General features: G+C 72.3%; 16 protein-coding genes. 6 read left to right on the top strand and 10 right to left on the bottom strand.

The features are described from left to right. Nucleotides 1-13: 13 nt before the first annotated feature. Nucleotides 14-475 (top strand): DUF3093 domain-containing protein, encoded by a 462-nt coding sequence (locus BR98_RS18945; protein WP_035846225.1) that lies wholly within the window; start codon nucleotides 14-16, stop codon nucleotides 473-475. A gap of 182 nt (nucleotides 476-657) precedes the next feature. Here the strand turns inward: BR98_RS18945 and BR98_RS18940 are convergent, their stop codons facing one another. The 4 genes from BR98_RS18940 to BR98_RS18925 form a co-directional block, all read right to left on the bottom strand. Beyond that, a complete protein-coding gene (locus tag BR98_RS18940; protein WP_035846222.1) occupies nucleotides 658-957 on the bottom strand; it encodes a DUF4193 domain-containing protein in 300 nt (99 codons plus the stop codon). Between the two features lie 465 nt (nucleotides 958-1,422). Then, a complete protein-coding gene (locus BR98_RS18935; protein ID WP_035846219.1) occupies nucleotides 1,423-2,403 on the bottom strand; it encodes an acyl-ACP desaturase in 981 nt (326 codons plus the stop codon). A 191-nt stretch (nucleotides 2,404-2,594) separates the two neighbouring features. Then, entirely contained in the window at nucleotides 2,595-3,890 is a 1,296-nt protein-coding gene (locus BR98_RS18930; protein WP_051969923.1) for a sensor histidine kinase, read from the bottom strand. 37 nt (nucleotides 3,891-3,927) lie between these two features. Next, the gene (locus BR98_RS18925) at nucleotides 3,928-4,581 is read right to left on the bottom strand and encodes a response regulator transcription factor (protein ID WP_035846216.1); all 654 of its coding nucleotides are present in this window, start codon (nucleotides 4,579-4,581) and stop codon (nucleotides 3,928-3,930) included. 465 nt (nucleotides 4,582-5,046) lie between these two features. On the opposite strand from BR98_RS18925, the gene BR98_RS18920 reads away from it, so the two are divergent. Beyond that, a complete protein-coding gene (locus tag BR98_RS18920) occupies nucleotides 5,047-5,229 on the top strand; it encodes a hypothetical protein (protein WP_035846213.1) in 183 nt (60 codons plus the stop codon). 131 nt (nucleotides 5,230-5,360) lie between these two features. Here BR98_RS18920 and BR98_RS18915 read toward each other — a convergent pair whose 3' ends face one another. Next, a complete protein-coding gene (locus BR98_RS18915) occupies nucleotides 5,361-6,164 on the bottom strand; it encodes an inositol monophosphatase family protein (RefSeq protein WP_035846210.1) in 804 nt (267 codons plus the stop codon). 26 nt (nucleotides 6,165-6,190) lie between these two features. Next, nucleotides 6,191-7,324 (bottom strand): ferrochelatase, encoded by a 1,134-nt coding sequence (locus BR98_RS18910; protein WP_035846208.1) that lies wholly within the window; start codon nucleotides 7,322-7,324, stop codon nucleotides 6,191-6,193. Between the two features lie 137 nt (nucleotides 7,325-7,461). Here BR98_RS18910 and BR98_RS18905 point away from each other — a divergent pair, with 137 nt between their 5' ends. After that, on the top strand, nucleotides 7,462-8,703 hold the full coding sequence (locus BR98_RS18905; RefSeq protein WP_051969922.1) for an MFS transporter: 1,242 nt from the start codon (nucleotides 7,462-7,464) through the stop codon (nucleotides 8,701-8,703). 148 nt (nucleotides 8,704-8,851) lie between these two features. Then, entirely contained in the window at nucleotides 8,852-10,168 is a 1,317-nt protein-coding gene (locus tag BR98_RS18900; RefSeq protein ID WP_035846206.1) for a D-arabinono-1,4-lactone oxidase, read from the top strand. A 10-nt stretch (nucleotides 10,169-10,178) separates the two neighbouring features. On the opposite strand, the gene BR98_RS18895 is transcribed toward BR98_RS18900, so the two are convergent. Then, nucleotides 10,179-11,012, bottom strand: coding sequence for a hypothetical protein (locus BR98_RS18895; RefSeq protein WP_051969921.1), 834 nt, complete (start codon nucleotides 11,010-11,012; stop codon nucleotides 10,179-10,181). Nucleotides 11,013-11,568: 556 nt separating this feature from the next. On the opposite strand from BR98_RS18895, the gene sepH reads away from it, so the two are divergent. Continuing rightward, nucleotides 11,569-12,666 (top strand): septation protein SepH, encoded by a 1,098-nt coding sequence (sepH, locus tag BR98_RS18890; RefSeq protein ID WP_083976726.1) that lies wholly within the window; start codon nucleotides 11,569-11,571, stop codon nucleotides 12,664-12,666. A 61-nt stretch (nucleotides 12,667-12,727) separates the two neighbouring features. Here sepH and BR98_RS18885 read toward each other — a convergent pair whose 3' ends face one another. Then, nucleotides 12,728-13,582 carry a sulfurtransferase gene (locus BR98_RS18885; protein WP_035852976.1) on the bottom strand — a complete coding sequence of 285 codons (855 nt, stop codon included), beginning with the start codon at nucleotides 13,580-13,582 and terminating at the stop codon, nucleotides 12,728-12,730. A 168-nt stretch (nucleotides 13,583-13,750) separates the two neighbouring features. Between BR98_RS18885 and BR98_RS18880 the strand changes: the two genes are divergently transcribed. Beyond that, the gene (locus BR98_RS18880; protein WP_035846201.1) at nucleotides 13,751-14,527 is read left to right on the top strand and encodes a VOC family protein; all 777 of its coding nucleotides are present in this window, start codon (nucleotides 13,751-13,753) and stop codon (nucleotides 14,525-14,527) included. Between the two features lie 19 nt (nucleotides 14,528-14,546). Here BR98_RS18880 and BR98_RS18875 read toward each other — a convergent pair whose 3' ends face one another. Beyond that, nucleotides 14,547-15,197 carry a thymidine kinase gene (locus BR98_RS18875; protein ID WP_035846199.1) on the bottom strand — a complete coding sequence of 217 codons (651 nt, stop codon included), beginning with the start codon at nucleotides 15,195-15,197 and terminating at the stop codon, nucleotides 14,547-14,549. A gap of 29 nt (nucleotides 15,198-15,226) precedes the next feature. Then, a complete protein-coding gene (locus tag BR98_RS18870; protein ID WP_083976724.1) occupies nucleotides 15,227-16,414 on the bottom strand; it encodes an alkaline phosphatase family protein in 1,188 nt (395 codons plus the stop codon). Between the last annotated feature and the right edge of the window lie 12 nt (nucleotides 16,415-16,426).

Here is a 16,426-nt window from a genome sequence, read left to right as displayed (position 1 = left end):
ACAGAATGGCCGCATGTACGACGAACGCCTCACCGCGCCCCGCTCCTGGTGGCTGCTGCCGGTCGGTGCCGGTCTCTCGCTGGGCCTGATCCTGCTGCGTTTCGGCCCGGTGCCCGCCCTGGTCGGCCTGCTGACCGGGTTCGTCGCCGGGGCGGTGGCGCTGAGCTCCTACGGCAGTGCCCGGATCCGGGTGGTGCAGGGTTCGCTGGTGGCCGGCCAGGCCCGGATCCCGCTCTCGGCACTCGGCGAGGCCCGGCCGCTGGACGCCGCCGAGGCGGTGGCCTGGCGGTCGGTGAAGGCCGATCCGCGCGCCTTCATGCTGCTGCGCAGTTACGTGCGGACCGCGCTGCGGGTCGAGGTGACCGATCCGGCCGACCCGACGCCGTACCTCTACCTCTCGACCCGCGACCCGGAGAGCCTGGCCGCCGCGCTGGGCAGCGATCGGGGCGGCGATCAGAGCAGCGATCGGGGCTGACGCGAACGGCGAAGGGGCGGTCCGTGGGTACGGACCGCCCCTTCGCCGTTCAAGTGCGCCCGCGAGGGCGGTCGCGGAATCAGCCTCCGGCACGGGGGCCCGGGCCGGACGGGACGGTGTGCCGAGCCGGTGACGGTGCCAGGCACCGCGACCACCGGGCTCGGACCGAGTCCGGCCCCTGCTCAGGCTCCGCAGTCCTTGCAGATCGGCTGGCCGTTCTTCTCGCTGTACAGCTGGCTCCGGTGGTGCACCAGGAAGCAGCTCATGCAGGTGAACTCATCGGCCTGACGCGGCAGCACCCGGACCGACAGCTCCTCGTTGGAGAGGTCGGCGCCGGGCAGTTCAAGGCTCTCCGCCGAGTCGAAATCGTCGACGTCGACCGTGGTGGTCGACTTGTCGTTCCGGCGCGCCTTCAGTTCCTCGATGCTGTCCTCGTTGAGGTCGTCATCGGTCTTGCGTGGGGTGTCGTAGTCCGTTGCCATTGTTCGCTCTCCCCCTCTGGGTGTGTGCGGTATCTCCAGCGCACGTAACGCATGAGGGGCCGGTCTTGTGCCCGACCCGAGGCCGAGATTGTGCCTTACTTCAAGCCCTGTTACTCAATCGACACTCAGAGACGGGCCCGACCGGGTGCTCCGAGCCGCCCTCGGCAGGCTTGCGGACAGTGGCCACCAATGGTGGGTGAGCCTCTGCAGTCGAATACGGAAGGTGATGGTACGCCCTGGCAGGCACTTGCACCAGGGCGCCCCGGCGCAGGTAGGAGGCGCATTCACGGCGCACGGGAGCGGAACCCGATCCGCCGGTTCCGACTACCGTCTGCAATGGATTACGCCACTCGGATGATCACGCTACGAGATCATCCGAACGTGTACAGGTCGCGGATGTGACCTTCGTCACGGTGTGGCATTTTTCGGGCGAAAAGGCCGGAACCTGCACATCGCCGTGCGTGCTCAGCCCGCCTTGCGCTCGGCGTTGGCGGCCCGCCGCGCCAGCAGTGCGGCCTGCCGCTCGTCGAACTTGGTGGCCTGCGCGTCCAGGCCGTCCAGGAAGAGCCCGAGCTCCTGCTGGGCCTGCAGACCGGCCGGGCCGAGGCCGCCGATCTCCATCACCTTCAGGTGGCGCAGCACCGGCTGCAGCACGTCGTCGTGGTGGATCCGCAGGTTGTAGATGCCGCCGATGGCGATCTGCGCGGCGGAGCGCTCGAAGCCGGGCATCCCGTGGCCGGGCATCCGGAAGTCGCACACCACGTCGCGGACGGCCTGCATGGCGAGGTCGGGGGCGATCTCCAGCGCGGCCCGCAGCAGGTTCCGGTAGAAGACCATGTGCAGGTTCTCGTCGTTGGCGATCTTCGCCAGCAGCTGCTCGCAGAGCGGGTCGCCGGCGAAGTGGCCGGTGTTGCGGTGCGAGATCCGGGTGGCGAGCTCCTGGAAGGCCACGTAGGCCACCGAGTGCAGCATGCTGTGCGCGTTGTCGGACTCGAAGCCCGCCGCCATGTGCTCCATCCGGGCCCGCTCCAGGGCCACCGGGTCGACCGCGCGGGTGGCCAGCAGGTAGTCCCGGATGGCTATGCCGTGGCGCCCCTCCTCGGCCGTCCAGCGGTGCACCCAGGTCCCCCAGGCGCCCTCCCGGCCGAACATGGTGGCGATCTCGTGGTGGTAGCTGGGGAGGTTGTCCTCGGTCAGCAGGTTGACCACCAGCGAGATCCGGCCGAGCGGGGTCACCTTGGACTGCGCGACGTCCCAGGCCTCACCGTCGAGCACGCCGTCGAAGTCCCGCCCCTGGCTCCACGGGATGTACTCGTGCGGCATCCACTCCTTGGCCACCTTCAGGTGCCGGTTGAGCTCGGCCTCGACGACCTCTTCCAGGGCGAGGATCAGCCGGGCATCGGTCCAGGCGGTCGAGCCGGTGCGCTGGGCGGGGGCGAGGGTCACGACGGTGGCTCCTGACGGACGGGACACGTGCGAATGCGTCACTAGCGAGTGCGGCACTTACGCTTCCGTACCTTACGGCAGCGTAGGTTACGGCAGCGTAAGTTCATTCGGCCGCAAAAGACAAGCGCCCCGGTCCGCTCCTTCCCGCAGGTGAGGGGCGTGCACGGGGCGCCTGGAATGGCTTCGACGGGTCAGGCTCCGGGGATTCGTACCCGCATGGTCAGCCCACCGCCGGGGCGAGGTACGGCCTCGATGGCGCCGCCGTGGGCCCGGACCACCGAACGGACGATCGACAGACCGAGGCCCACGCCCTTGTCGCTGCGGGTGCGATCGGCACCCTTGACCCGGCGGAAGGGTTCGAAGATGTGTTCCAACTCGTAGCCGGGCACCACCGGCCCGGTGTTGCTGACCACCAGCTCGCCGAGCCCACCCGGGCCGGTGGCGGTGCTGATCTCCACCCAGCCGTCGGGCAGGTTGTAGCGCACCGCGTTCTGCAGCAGGTTGAGCGCGATCCGCTCCAGCAGCACGCCGTTGCCGGAGACCGCCACCGGGTTCAGCATGGTGCGGATCTCCACCTCACGGTTGCCGGCCTCGGCGCGGGTCTGCTCGACCGCCCGGGAGGCGACCTCGGAGAGCTCCACCGGGCGGCGGTCGAGCAGCTCGTTGTCGCTGCGGGCCAGCAGCAGCAGGCCCTCCACCAACTGCTCGCTGCGCTCGTTGGTGGCCAGCAGGGTCTTGCCGAGCTGCTGCAGGTCGGGCGAGGCGGCCGGGTCGGAGAGCTGCACCTCCAGCAGGGTGCGGTTGATCGCCAGCGGGGTGCGCAGCTCGTGCGAGGCGTTGGCGACGAACTTGCGCTGCGAGTCGAAGGAGCGGTCGAGCCGGTCGAGCATGTCGTCGAAGGTGTCGGCGAGCTCCTTGAGCTCGTCGTCGGGGCCGTCCAGCTCGATCCGGCGGTGCAGGTCGGAGCTGGCCACCTCGCGGGCGGCGCGGGTGATCCGGCCGAGCGGGCGCAGCACCCGCCCCGCCATCGCGTAGCCGGCCGCGAAGGCGATCACGGCGAGCGCGACCAGGATGGTCAGCGACTTGCGCAGCAGTGTGTCGAGCTCGCTGTGCGCGTTCGCCGTCTGGGCGTTGCGCAGGTAGGAGTTGAACTCGTCGCCGGTCACCGGGACGCCGTTGATCGTTCCGGTCACACCGCGGTCGATGTTGATGGTCGGCAGCGTGGTGTCCTGGAAGGCCTGCCGGACCACCACGTACATGATCAGCAGCAGCAGCACCCCGGCCATCAGGAACATCCCGCCGTACAGCAGGGTCAGCCGGATCCGGATGGTCGGGCGGAACGGCAGCCAACCGAGGCCGTCACCGGGCCGGTAGTGCTGGTGCTCGGCCGGTAGTGGCGGCGCGGTGGGGCGCGGCGGGTGTCCCGGACGCGGCGGCACGGCGTGGGAACTGCCGGAGGGCCCGCCGAGCGTGGGCGGGGTGGTCATCAGTGTCGTCCCCTCAAGGTGGAGGTCAGGGAGGTGGTCAGATCCGGTAGCCGGAACCGGGCACGGTGACGATCACCGCAGGGTCGCCGAGCTTGCGGCGCAGGGTCATCACGGTGACCCGCACTACGTTGGTGAACGGGTCGGTGTGCTCGTCCCAGGCCTTCTCGAGCAGCTGTTCGGCCGAGACGACGGCACCGCCGGCCCGCATCAGCACCTCCAGGACCGCGAACTCCTTGGGTGCCAGCTGGATCGAGCGGCCGTCGCGCAGCACCTCGCGGCGGCCCGGGTCCAGGGTGATGCCGGCCCGGTCCAGCACCGGTGGCAGCGGAACGGTGGCGCGCCGGCCGAGCGCCCGGACCCGGGCGACGAGTTCGCTGAAAGCGAACGGCTTGGGCAGGTAGTCGTCGGCGCCGATCTCCAGGCCCTCGACCCGGTCGCTGATGTCGCCGGAGGCGGTCAGCATGATCACCCGGGTGGCCAGACCCTGCTCGACCACGCTGCGGCACACGTCATCGCCGTGCACCAGCGGAAGGTCACGGTCGAGTACCACCACGTCGTAGTCGTTGACGGCGATCCGCTGCAGCGCGGCCTCGCCGTCGTACACCACGTCGACGGCCATGGCCTCCCGGCGCAGGCCGGTGGCCACGGCTTCGGCGAGCAGCTGCTCGTCCTCGACGACAAGAACCCGCACAGCGGTTGTCCCTTCTCTGGGGCACGCGCCGCGGGATCGGAAAGGTCCCGTACGCGGGCCTGCGACTCCGACGGTCCCTCCATCCTGCCTCGTGGGCCGGTAAAGCAGCGGTAAGTCACCAGTTGGACAGCGGGCAGTGACCCCCTCGAGCAGCGGTTTCGGGCGACCTGCGAATGTGACGGCGGCAACTTTCCACGGTTTCTGCCGGGTCGGAGGTTTCCCCGCCGCATGGCTGGGGAGGACGAATGCACACCCGCGATCACGCCGTCAGGCGGTCGCACCCACCCGCCCGCGCGTTCATCCGCACCGGATGGGGGTCAGCAACAATCCACGGCGCGGCCCTCGGCCGCAGCGATCGTCCGTACCGGAGCCAGCCGACCGGTCGGGCACAGCCGCTGGACACCGCCCTCCCAACCGGTTGAACGCTCGACCGCGCACGTCCGACACCGTAAGGGGGTCTGCCGCATGGACGCCTTCACCGCCGGAATCCTGCAGCGCATAAGGAACGCCGAGCAGGATCTGCACCGTGCACTTGAGTCCGGGGACGAGTTCCTGGCCGAGGTCGAACAGTCCGAACTGGAAGACCTGCGCCGGATTGCCGCCGACCACGGCGTCGACCCGGTCCTCTCGCTGCCCCGCAGCGCCTGACCCAGCGCCCGCCCGACGAGGCGCTCCTCTCCCGGGCCGGTCGACCGGCCCACTACACGTGACGAAACCCCGGCGCTCTTCCCGCGCCGGGGTTTCGTCGTCCGTTGACGGCCTCGTCCGCTGACGCCCCGTCAGTCGTGCCAGGCGCCCAGCTCCTCGAGGCGGGCCTGCAGCGTCTCGAAGACGCCGGGCGCGGCCGCCACCACCAGCTCGCCGGAGGCCGCGGCGCCGGGGCGGCCGCCGGTCAGCGCGCCGGCCTCGCGGGCGATCAGGCCGCCGGCGGCCAGGTCCCAGGGCGCCAGGCCGCGCTCGTAGTAGCCGTCCAGCCGGCCCGCCGCCAGGTCGCACAGGTCGATCGCGGCCGCCCCGCCACGTCGGATGTCGCGCAGTTCCGGCATCAGCCGGTGCAGCACCTCGGCCTGGTGCACCCGGACCGGCTGCACGTAGTTGAAGCCGGTGGCGACCAGTGCCTGCCCCCAGGGCGGGGTCGGGCGGGTGCCGATCGGGCGCCCGTCCAGCTGGGCACCACGGCCCAGCACCGCCTGGAACAGCTCGCGCCTGACCGGTGCCGCGACCACCCCGACCACCACCTCCCCGTCCACTTCGGCGGCCACGCTGACACCCCAGTTGGGCTGTCCGTACAGGTAGTTGACGGTGCCGTCGAGCGGGTCGACGATCCACCGCACCCCGCTCTCGGTGGGCCGCTCGGTGCCCTCCTCGCCGAGGTAGCCGTCCCGCGGGCGGCGGCCGGTGATCAGCTCGACGATCAGCTTCTCGGAGGCCAGGTCCATCTCGGTGACCACGTCGACCGGGCTGCTCTTGGTGGCCGCCACACCGAGGTCGGCCGGGCGGCCGTCGCGCAGCAGTGCGCCGGCCTCCCGGGCGGCGTCCAGGGCGAGGGCGAGCAACTCGTCCAGCAGGGTCTGGTCCGGCACGGTGCGCTCCTTGGGTGAGTGGTGGGTCAGACCTGGGCAGCGGCGGGGCGGGGCGCCCGCGGGTTGGGACAGCAGGCGACCGCGCAGACGTCGTGGCTGGGGCCGAGGCTGCCCAGGGCGCAGCGCCGCACCGCCTGCCCGCGCTCGGCCGCCGCCCGCTCCAGCAGCAGTTCGCGCACCGCCGCCGTGAACCGCGGGTCGGCGCCGACGGTGGCGGCCCGGGCCACCGGCAGGCCCAGTTCGGCGGCCTTGTTGGTGGCCTCGGTGTCGAGGTCGTACTTGACCTCCATGTGGTCCGAGACGAAGCCGATCGGGACCATCACCACCGCTGCCGCGCCTGCGGCCTGACGGTCGCTCAGGTGGTCGCAGATGTCCGGCTCCAGCCACGGGATGTGCGGGGCGCCGCTGCGGGACTGGTAGACCAGCTGCCAGGGGCGCTCGGCCACGCCGGTGGCCTCGGCGACGGCGGCGGCGATCAGTGCGGCCACGTCCAGGTGCTGGGCGACGTACGCGCCGCCGGGCGTGCCCCGGGCCGGGTCGTCGGGGGCGCCGGAGGTCTCGGCCATCGCGGTGGGGATCGAGTGGGTGGTGAAGGCCAGCTCGGCGCTGTCGCGGACCTCGGCGGGCAGCTCGGCCAGCGCCGCCAGGGTGGCCTCGATCATCGGCTCGACGAAGCCGGGGTGGTTGTAGAAGTGCCGCAGCTTGTCGACGGTCAGCTCGGGCCGACCCTCGGCGGCCAGCGTGGCGAGCGCGTCGGCGAGGTTCTCCCGGTACTGGCGGCAGCCGGAGTAGCCCGCGTACGCGCTGGTGGCGAGCACGGCGATCCGGCGGTGGCCGTCGTCCGCGATCTCCCGCAGGGTGTCCACCAGGTAGGGCGCCCAGTTCCGGTTGCCCCAGTAGACCGGCAGCTCCAGGTCGTGCTCGGCGAAGTCCTTGCGCAGCGCGGCCAACAGCTCGCGGTTCTGGGCGTTGATCGGGCTGACGCCGCCGAACAGGAAGTAGTGCTGCCCGACCTCGACCAGCCGCTCCTTGGGGATGCCCCGGCCGCGGGTGACGTTCTCCAGGAACGGCACCACCTCCTCGGGGCCCTCCGGACCGCCGAAGGAGAGCAGCAGCAGGGCGTCGTAGGGGGCGGGGCCCCCAGCAGTCGAGTCAGCCATGGCTCTGATCCTGCCACTGCCGGGTCGGCGGGTCGGGCAGGGCCCCGGGAAGCTGTCCGGTTTATTCCGATTGCCAAACTTCGTAAGCTGTCATGGCAAGCCATGTTCCTTACGCCGTTCCTGTCCCCGGAGAAACCGTGCTGTCCAGCTACCGCCAGATCTTCGCCGCACCCGGCAGCCTGGCCTTCTCGGCCACCGGTTTCCTCTCCCGTCTGCCGATCTCGATGACCGGCATCGGGGTCGTCACCATGCTCTCCCAGCTGCGCGGCTCCTACGGGGTGGCCGGCGCGGTCTCGGCGACCATGGCGCTGGCGGCGGCGGCGATGGGACCGCAGGTCTCCCGACTGGTCGACCGGTACGGACAGCGCCGGGTGGCCCGGCCCGCCACCGCGATCTCGGTGCTGGCCACCATCGCGATGCTGCTCTGCGCCCAGGCCGGCACCCCGGACTGGACGTTCTTCCTGTGCGCGATCGGCATGGGCACCATGCCGAGCACCGGCGCGCTGGTCCGGGCCCGCTGGGCGCTGCTGTACCGCACCGACGCCTCCAAGCTGCACACCGCGTACGCGCTGGAGTCGGTGGTCGACGAGGTGATCTTCATCGTCGGCCCGATCCTGTCGATCGGCCTGGCCACCTCGGTCTTCCCGGAGGCCGGCGTGCTGCTGGCCGGGATCTTCCTGGCGGTCGGCGTCGCCCTGTTCACCGCGCAGCGCAGCACCGAACCGCCGGTCCACCCGGCCGCCCGCCGCTCCGGCGGGTCGGCGCTCAGCTCGGCCGGGCTCCGGGTGCTGGTGCTGACCTTCGTCGCCACCGGGGCGATCTTCGGCTCGGTCGAGGTGGTCACCGTGGCCTACGCCCAGGCCCAGCAGCACACCGCCGCCTCCAGCCTGGTGCTCGCGGTCTACGCGCTGGGCTCCGGACTGGCCGGGGTGGTGTTCGGCGCGCTGCGCCCGCGCGGCACCGCGGCCCACCGGTTCCAGGCCGGCGTCGGCGTGATGGCGGTCAGCATGCTACCGCTGGTGCTCGCGGCCGCCTGGTGCTCCGGGACGCTCGGGCTGGTCGCGGTCGGCGGCGCGCTCTTCCTCTCCGGACTCTCCATAGCCCCGACGATGATCACCGCGATGGGCCTGGTGGAGCGCCTGGTCCCGGCCTCCCAGCTGACCGAGGGGATGACCTGGACCACCACCGGACTGGCCCTCGGCGTGGCCGGCGGCTCCTCGCTGGCCGGCCTGGTGGTGGACGCGGCCGGCGCCGCGGCCGGCTACCGGGTCCCGCTCGCGGCCGGCGTCTTCGCCCTGCTGGTCGCGCTCGCCGGCGGACGCTGGCTGCGCCCGGCAGCGCGGGTCCCGGCACCGCCCGCCGTCTCGGTGACACCCTGACTCCGTGGACGGACTGACCAGTGGACGGACTGACCAGTGGGCGGGCTGCTCATCGGGCGGGATGGCCGCCCCACGGGCGTAGACCTGTGGGAAGCCGGTGACTAGGCTCCCTACCCACTGGTAAGGCACTCTCGCAGGAGGCTTACGCATGCCCGCTAGCGTCACCGACGGCCGCTGGAGCAACTGGGCGGGCAACCAGAGCGCCGAGCCCAGCCAGATGGTCACGCCGGGCTCCGCCGAGGAGCTGGCCGCGGTGGTCAAGCAGGCCGGCGAGCAGGGCCGCACCGTCAAGGCGGTCGGCTCCGGGCACTCCTTCACCGCGATCGCCGCCGCCGACAACGGCGTGCTGGTCCGCCCCGAGGCGCTCACCGCCGTCCGTGAGCTGGACCGCCAGGCCGGAACCGTCACGGTGGAGTCCGGACTGCCGCTGGCCCAGCTCAACCGGCTGCTGGCGGCGGCCGACCTGTCGCTGACCAACATGGGCGACATCGAGGTGCAGACGGTGGCCGGCGCCACCAGCACCGGCACCCACGGCACCGGACGCGACTCCGGCTCGCTGGCCGCGCAGATCAAGGCCCTGGAGATCGTGCTCGCCGACGGCAGCGTGCACCGCTGCTCGCCCACCGAGGAACCCGAGCTGTTCCAGGGCGCCCGGCTGGGCCTGGGCGCGCTCGGCGTGATCAGCGCGATCACCTTCGGCGTCGAACCCGCATTCCTGCTGACCGCCCACGAGCAGCCGATGGGCTTCGAGCAGGTGCTCGGCGACTTCGAGCAGCTGACCGGCGTCAACGAGCACTTCGAGTTCTACTGGTTCCCGCACACCGACCGCTGCAGCACCAAGCGCAACAACCGGAGCCAGGGCCCGGCCGCCCCGCTGGCGCCGTTCAAGGCCTGGCTGGAGGACGACTTCCTGTCCAACACCGTCTGGGAGGGCGCCTGCCGGATCGGCCGGGCGTTCCCGAAGAGCATCCCGGCGATCGCGGCGGTGGCCAGCCGGGCCTGGTCCGAGCGGACCTACACGGACCTGGCGTACAAGGTCTTCACCAGCCCGCGCAAGGTCCGCTTCATCGAGATGGAGTACGCCGTACCGCGCGAGGCGGCCACCACGGTGCTGTGCGAGCTCAAGCGCCTGGTGGAGCGCAGCGACTGGCAGATCAGCTTCCCGGTCGAGGTGCGCTGCGCCCCCGCCGACGACCTGTGGCTCTCCACCGCGAACGGGCGCGACTCGGTCTACATCGCCGTCCACCTCTACCGGGGCACTGCGGAGCAGGGCTACTTCACCGCCGTCGAGCAGCTGATGACGGCGCACCAGGGCCGCCCGCACTGGGGCAAGCTGCACACCCGCGACGCCGAGTACCTGGCCGGGGTCTACCCGCACTTCGGCGACTTCACCGCACTGCGCGACCGGGTCGACCCCGAGCGCCGGTTCGCCAACGGGTACCTGCGCCGGGTGCTGGGCGACTAGCGGGCGGAGCCTAGGGCGACGGCGTGCCGGACGCGGCGGGCGGCGCCTGCGCGGTGGCCGGGTCCGAGGGTGTGCCGGTGGCCGCGTTCGGGGTGGGTGTCGGCGTGGGCGGCGCGCTCGGCGACGGACCGGGGCTGGGCGTCCCGCTCGGGCTCGGGCTCGACGATGGGTTGGCCGACGGGCTGGACGACGGGCTGGGCGAAGGACTGGTCGACGGGTTGGTCGAGGGGCTCGGGCTGGGCGTGGCGCTGTCCGAGGCGGGCGGGCTCGGCGGCGCGCCCTGCTCGCTGCTGCGCGCCGGCGCGGGGGTGGACCCCTTGCCGCCGCTGCCGGGGACCACCGAGGTGCCGCCACCGTCCTGGCCGGTGGTGATGGCGTGCATGGTCTTGCCGGCGACCAGTTCGGTGACCACGATCGGGGTCATCGCCAGCACGAAGACCAGTCCGGAGAGCGCCGCGCAGGTCCTCCAGCCCCGGCGCTTCCCGGCCCGCCGCGCCGGGGAGACGTTCCAGGCGCTGCTGGGCGGCGCGTCGGGGCGCCAGGCGGCCGGCAGCGGCGCGGTGTCGGTGGCGGCCACCTGCCGCAACTCGTTCAGCGAACTGCCGGGCCCCCGGTCGGTGGCCTCCCGCAGCTGCTCGCCGGTGCGCTTGAAGAGGTGCTGGAAGACCGCACCGCCGGTGGTCGCGCCGATGCTCACCACCGCCACGCCGATCACCGTCCCGTAGACCCCGAGTTCCGAGGCGAGCACCGCGCCGACCACCGCGGCCAGTGCGCTGGCGGCGACCTGGGTGACGCTCAGATCGATCCGCCGACCGCTCGTCGGCCGCTTCGTCTTCTCGGGCATCCGTCCCTCGCCAAGTCCTCGATATCTCGTCAGGTCCGCCCAACAGGCGGTCCTTCGGTTCATCAGTCCATCCGATAGGAGCGCCCATTGTGCACATAGAAGGACACAAGGGTCGAAAATCCAGTTCTTTCCAGTCGATATATGTGAAGATGATCACCGTCAGCTGATCGGCGGTCCGCCAATGGAGTCCCCGCTCTTGAGATTCCCGTGAATCGCGGGAGACTTGAGCGGCGAGCCGCCCCTGTGGATGCCACGAATGGAGTACTGTTCGTGGAGTCTGAGCCTTCGGTCATCCTCTCGACTGCCTTTCCACCGGCAATCGGAACGGCGGCCGCAGGAGCGGACACGCACGGCGGCGCTTGACCCGAACCGTCGCTCCACATCCACGTGCGGGGAACGGCCGGGAGGTCCTGACGCGGCGTCACCGGATGACGCGAACAGGCCACCGTGCCACAGCGGCGTAACCGGGCGGAAGTCCGACACGCCGGAGAACTCTGCAAGGTTGTGGCAAGTCGACAGTGGGCAGGCCACACTCAGTACGGGAGCAGCGACGCAGGTGACGTCGGCAGGCACCACCCGGGAGGTAACCGTGCCCGAACTGCGGGTTGTGGCCGTCAGCAACGACGGCACACGGCTGGTGCTCAAGGCTGCCGACAGTACGGAGTACACCCTCCCGATCGACGAGCGCCTGCGCGCCGCCATTCGCGGTGACCGTCCGCGCCTCGGCCAGATCGAGATCGAGGTCGAGAGCCACCTTCGCCCCCGCGACATCCAGGCCCGGATACGAGCCGGCGCCTCCGCCGAGGAGGTCGCCCAGGCGGCGGGCATTTCGGTGGACCGGGTGCGCCGTTTCGAGGGCCCGGTGCTGGCCGAGCGCGCCTTCATGGCCGAGCGCGCCCGCAAGACCCCGATCCGCCGCCCCGGCGAGTCCACCGGTCCGCAGCTGGGCGAGGCCGTGGCCGAGCGCCTGGTGCTGCGCGCCGCCGAGAAGGACACCGAGCGCTGGGACTCCTGGCGCCGTGACGACGGCACCTGGGAGGTCGTCCTCTCCTACCGTTCGGACGGCGAGGGCCGCACCGCGAGCTGGACGTACGACCCGCCGCGCCGCCTGGTCCAGCCGAACGACGACGAGGCCCGCGCGCTGATCGGCGAGAGCGTCGAGCGCGAGGAGGAGTCGGTCTTCCCGTTCATCCCGCGGATCGCCCGGCTCCCCCAGGACCGCCCGCACCGCCCGATGATCGAGCGGCCCTCGGCCGACCGGATCATGTCGGCACCGGACCGGCTGCCGGCCCGCGAGGCGCGGGAGGTCGCCGCCACCGCCGAGTCGCGTGACTCGCTGACCAGTCTGTTGGACGTGGTCCCGGCCTTCCGGGGCGATCTGACGGTGGGTCCGGCGACGATCGAGGCCGCCCCGGTGGAGGAGGGCCAGGAGGTCGAGGAGCCTGCGGCCGCAGCGGCGGCGGCTCCCGCCGTCGGCGCCGGCTCCGCGTACGCGGACATCCTGATGCCGCGGGCGGTCGCCCCGCACCGCGAGCGGCTGGTCGGCACCACCGACCGGCAGGCCGAGGCCGACGGGGTGCGCCCCGGACGCCGGGCCACCGTGCCGAGCTGGGACGAGATCGTCTTCGGCAGTCGGCGCAAGAAGCAGGAGTAGGAGTAGTAGTAGGACCAGCGTTTTGGCGGCCACCCCGAGCGGGGTGGCCGCCGCCGCTGGATCAGCCGCGCTCCGGGCCGGTGGCCACCGGACGGGCCTCGTCGCTCGACCACTCGCTCCAGGAGCCCGGGTAGAGCGCCACCTGATACCCCGCCAGCTCCAGCGCCAGTGCGTTGTGCGCCGCCGTCACGCCCGAGCCGCAGTACACGCCGACCACCGGCTGCTCGTCGGCGCCCAGGGCGCGGAACCGCTCGGCCAGCTCGGCCACCGGCCGGAAGTGCCCGTCCGCGGTGTTGTTCTCGAAGGTCGGCGCACTGACCGCGCCCGGGATGTGCCCGGCCCGCGGGTCGATCGGCTCCACCTCGCCGCGGTAGCGTTCGGCCGCCCGGGAGTCCAGCAGCAGACCGGTACGGGCCAGCTCGGCCGCGGCCTCCTTGTCCAGGGTGGCCAGCTGGCCGGGGACCGGCTTGAAGTCGCCCTCACCGGGGGCCGGGATCTCGGTGGTCACCGGAAGGCCGGCGGCCTGCCAGGCGTTGAAGCCGCCGTCCAGCACCCGCACGTCGGTGTGGCCCGCCCAGCGCAGCAGCCACCAGGCGCGGGCGGCGGCGGTCGCGGGGGCGGAGTCGTAGACCACCACCGGGCGGTCGGCGCTGACGTCCGCCCGGCGCAGCGCGGTGCCCAGCGCCTCCGGGTCGGGCAGCGGGTGGCGGCCACCGACCCCGGGCGGGCCGGGGGGCGCCGAGAGCTCGCGGTCCAGTTCCAGGAAGTACGCGCCGGGCAGGTGGCCGGCCGTGTAGTCCTCGAACCCGGGCGGCCCACCCAGCTGCCAGCGGATGTCCAGCAGCACCGGCGGCCGGTCGCCGGTCAGCGCCTGGGCCAGCTCCTCGACGGAGATCAACGGAGAGGTGTTGTCCATGACGGCCATTCTGCTGCCTCAGCCGCTCATCAAGTTGCGGCCACCTGACTTTTGTGCGCTCTTTGCCATGATGTCCGCGCCGTCGTCCGGTGTGTCGCCCGAGCAGATGGGAGCATCGCCCCGGGGACCCGTGCCGCCGGGCCGGGTACCCCTGCGAGGAGGTCGGCGATGACTGCGGTGCAGGTCCGGGTGGCGCACGGATCACCCTGCTGGGTGAGTCTGCTGGTCCATGATCTCGAACGGGCCAAGGCGTTCTACGGACCCCTGCTGGACTGGAGCTTCACCCCGGGGCCCGCCGAGCTGGGCGCGTACGTCCGGGCCACCCTGCACGGGGCCAAGGTGGCCGGGATCGGCCTGGCCCCGGAGCAGCCGGGCCTGCCCACCGAGTGGACCACCTACTTCGCCGTGGACAGCGCCGACCAGGCCTCCGCCCGGGTGCGCGACTTCGGCGGCACGGTCGCGGTCGGCCCGCTGCAGAGCGAGCGGGCCGGTCGGCTCGCCGTCGCGGCGGACCTGTCGGGTGCCTTCTTCGGCCTCTGGGAGGGGCAGGAGCACCTCGGCTGGGAGGTGGTCGGCGAGCCTGGCGCCCCGGTCTGGAGCGAGCTGGTGACCAGTGACGAGCCGCTGGCCGCCACCTTCTACGGCTCGGTCTTCGAGCGCGCGGTGGTGGCGGCCGAGCCCTCGGCGGTGGCCCGCGGCGAGGAGGACGCCACCCTGCTGGTGGAGGGGCACCGGGTGGCCGGGATCAGGCAGACCACCGACCTGCGGGACGGCCCGCCGCGCTGGCGGATCTACTTCGCCGTCGCCGATGTGGACCTGACGGTCCGCCAGTGCCGGGAGCTGGGCGGCGCACTGCTGGTGGCGCCGCACGACACGCCGTACGGACGGGTGGCCCGGCTGGCCGACCCCGAGGGCGGCCGGTTCTCCGTGGTGGCGCTGCCCTGAGGCCGCAGCGGGACAGGCCCTAGCTCCGTTCGAAGGGGAGCACGTCCGGCGAGAGGGTGGCCGCGCGGGCGGTGGCGGCGGTCAGCCGGCGGCGGTGGTGACGGCGACAGAGCACCTCGTAGCCGACCTCGTGCTCGCTGACCGCGACGTCGCCGACCACCACCTGCGGGCCCTCGACCACCATGACTCCGCCGACCGTGCGGGCGTTGTGGGTGGCCCGGGCCCCGCACCAACACAGGGCCTGGACCTGCAGCACCTCGACCCGGTCGGCCAGTTCGATCAGCCGCTGCGAGCCGGGGAAGAGCCGGGTGCGGAAGTCGGTGGTGATGCCGAAGGTGAAGACGTCGATGCCCAGCTCGTCGACCACCCGGGCCAGCTGGTCGACCTGCTCGGCGGTGTAGAAGTTGGCCTCGTCGCAGATCAGGTAGTCGACCTTGCCGCCGGCCGAGAGCAGCTGCACCACGTAGTGCTGGAAGTCGAAGCCGTCGGTCACCTCGACCGCCTCGGCCCGCAGGCCGAGCCGGCTGGAGATGGTCGAGGCGCCGGCCCGGTCGTGCCGGGCGAAGATGATCCCCTGCCGGCCGCGGGCCGCGTGGTTGTGGTTCATCTGCAGTGCCAGGGTCGACTTGCCGCAGTCCATCGTGCCCGAGAAGAACACCAGTTCAGCCATGGGTGGGGCGAGAGCCTCTCTTGTCGGGACTATCGGGGACGGACTTCGAGCAGCGGGACGAGCTGCTCCACCGGGGTCATCGAGCCGTGCAGCCCGGTCATCGCGGACTCCCCCGGCTCGCTGCGCGAAGCGATCACCGCGACGTCGTCCCGGGCGGCGGCGACCACGTCGCCGATCCGGTGGTAGACCCGGTCGTCCACCGAGGGGCCGAACCAGCCGGCCTCGATCGCCTGGTCCCGGGTGGCCACCCACATCCGGTCGCCCAGCACCTCGCTCCAGACCGTGAACACGTCGGCGGCCGCCCCCGGCACCGCGTACACGTGCCGGGCCCGGGCCTCGCCGCCGAGCAGGGCCACGCCCGCGCTCAGCTCCCAGTCCTCGTCGAAGTCGATCCGGTCCTCGGGCGCGATGTCGATCATGCCGTGGTCGGCGGTGACGTACAGCACCGAGCGCGGCGGCAGCTGTTCGGCCAGCCGCCGGGCGAGCCGGTCGACGGTGTCGAGCATCATCCGCCACTCGTCCGAGTCGACCCCGTACCGGTGGCCCATCCCGTCCAGCTCGCTGACGTACGTGTACACCAGCGCCCGGTCGGTGGCCGCGAGCTGACGGGCCGCCAGGTCCATCCGCTCCTCACCGGTGGTACGGCCGAGGAACTCGCCGCCGGAGAGCGCGACCCGGGTCAGCGGGGTCTGCGCGAACAGCGGCGAGGAGACCTGGCTGGCCGCCACGCCGGCGGCGTGCACCCGCTCGAAGACCGTCGGGTAGGGCTGCCAGCTGTGCGGATCCACCGGTGGCTGCCAGCGCAGCTGGTTCATCAGCTGGTTCTGGCCCGGGATCGCCACCGTGTACCCGGCCAGTCCGTGCAGGCCCGGCGGCAGGCCGGTGCCCACCGAGGCCAGCGAGGTGGCGGTGGTGGACGGGAAGCCGGCGGTCAGCGGGCGGCCGGCGCCGCCCAGCGAGCTCGGCAGCAGCGAGTTCAGGAACGGCGCGTACTCGGGGTGCCGGCGGATCAGCTCCCAGCCCAGGCCGTCCACCAGGAAGACGCAGACCCGGTCGGCCGGGGCCAGCGGCAGGGTGCTGGTGAACCCGGGCACACCGAGGCCCGCCGCCACCGAGGGCAGCAGGTCGCTGAGCGAGCCGCCGCCGTAGCCGGGGGCGGGTGCGTCGGCGGGGTCGAGCAGCTCGAAGCCGTCGTGGTCGTAGGCGTGCGACATCATGCGCTGGTAGGC

It is taken from the genome of Kitasatospora azatica KCTC 9699 (genome assembly GCF_000744785.1).
In the GTDB taxonomy this organism is placed as follows: Bacteria; Actinomycetota; Actinomycetes; order Streptomycetales; family Streptomycetaceae; genus Kitasatospora; species Kitasatospora azatica.
Note: the sequence above shows the minus strand (reverse complement) of the source record. Positions and strands in the feature narration are given on the sequence as shown.

Bases quoted from the DNA above. Each gene is read 5' to 3' on its own strand.
- BR98_RS18910 (WP_035846208.1), bottom strand. From the start codon at position 7,324: ATGGCTGACTCGACTGCTGGGGGCCCCGCCCCCTACGACGCCCTGCTG.
- BR98_RS18895 (WP_051969921.1), bottom strand. From the start codon at position 11,012: ATGCCCGAGAAGACGAAGCGGCCGACGAGCGGTCGGCGGATCGATCTG.
- BR98_RS18930 (WP_051969923.1), bottom strand. From the start codon at position 3,890: ATGACCACCCCGCCCACGCTCGGCGGGCCCTCCGGCAGTTCCCACGCC.
- BR98_RS18900 (WP_035846206.1), top strand. From the start codon at position 8,852: ATGCCCGCTAGCGTCACCGACGGCCGCTGGAGCAACTGGGCGGGCAAC.
- BR98_RS18940 (WP_035846222.1), bottom strand. From the start codon at position 957: ATGGCAACGGACTACGACACCCCACGCAAGACCGATGACGACCTCAAC.
- BR98_RS18945 (WP_035846225.1), top strand. From the start codon at position 14: ATGTACGACGAACGCCTCACCGCGCCCCGCTCCTGGTGGCTGCTGCCG.
- BR98_RS18920 (WP_035846213.1), top strand. From the start codon at position 5,047: ATGGACGCCTTCACCGCCGGAATCCTGCAGCGCATAAGGAACGCCGAG.
- BR98_RS18870 (WP_083976724.1), bottom strand. From the start codon at position 16,414: ATGATGTCGCACGCCTACGACCACGACGGCTTCGAGCTGCTCGACCCC.
- BR98_RS18880 (WP_035846201.1), top strand. From the start codon at position 13,751: ATGACTGCGGTGCAGGTCCGGGTGGCGCACGGATCACCCTGCTGGGTG.
- BR98_RS18875 (WP_035846199.1), bottom strand. From the start codon at position 15,197: ATGGCTGAACTGGTGTTCTTCTCGGGCACGATGGACTGCGGCAAGTCG.
- BR98_RS18885 (WP_035852976.1), bottom strand. From the start codon at position 13,582: ATGGACAACACCTCTCCGTTGATCTCCGTCGAGGAGCTGGCCCAGGCG.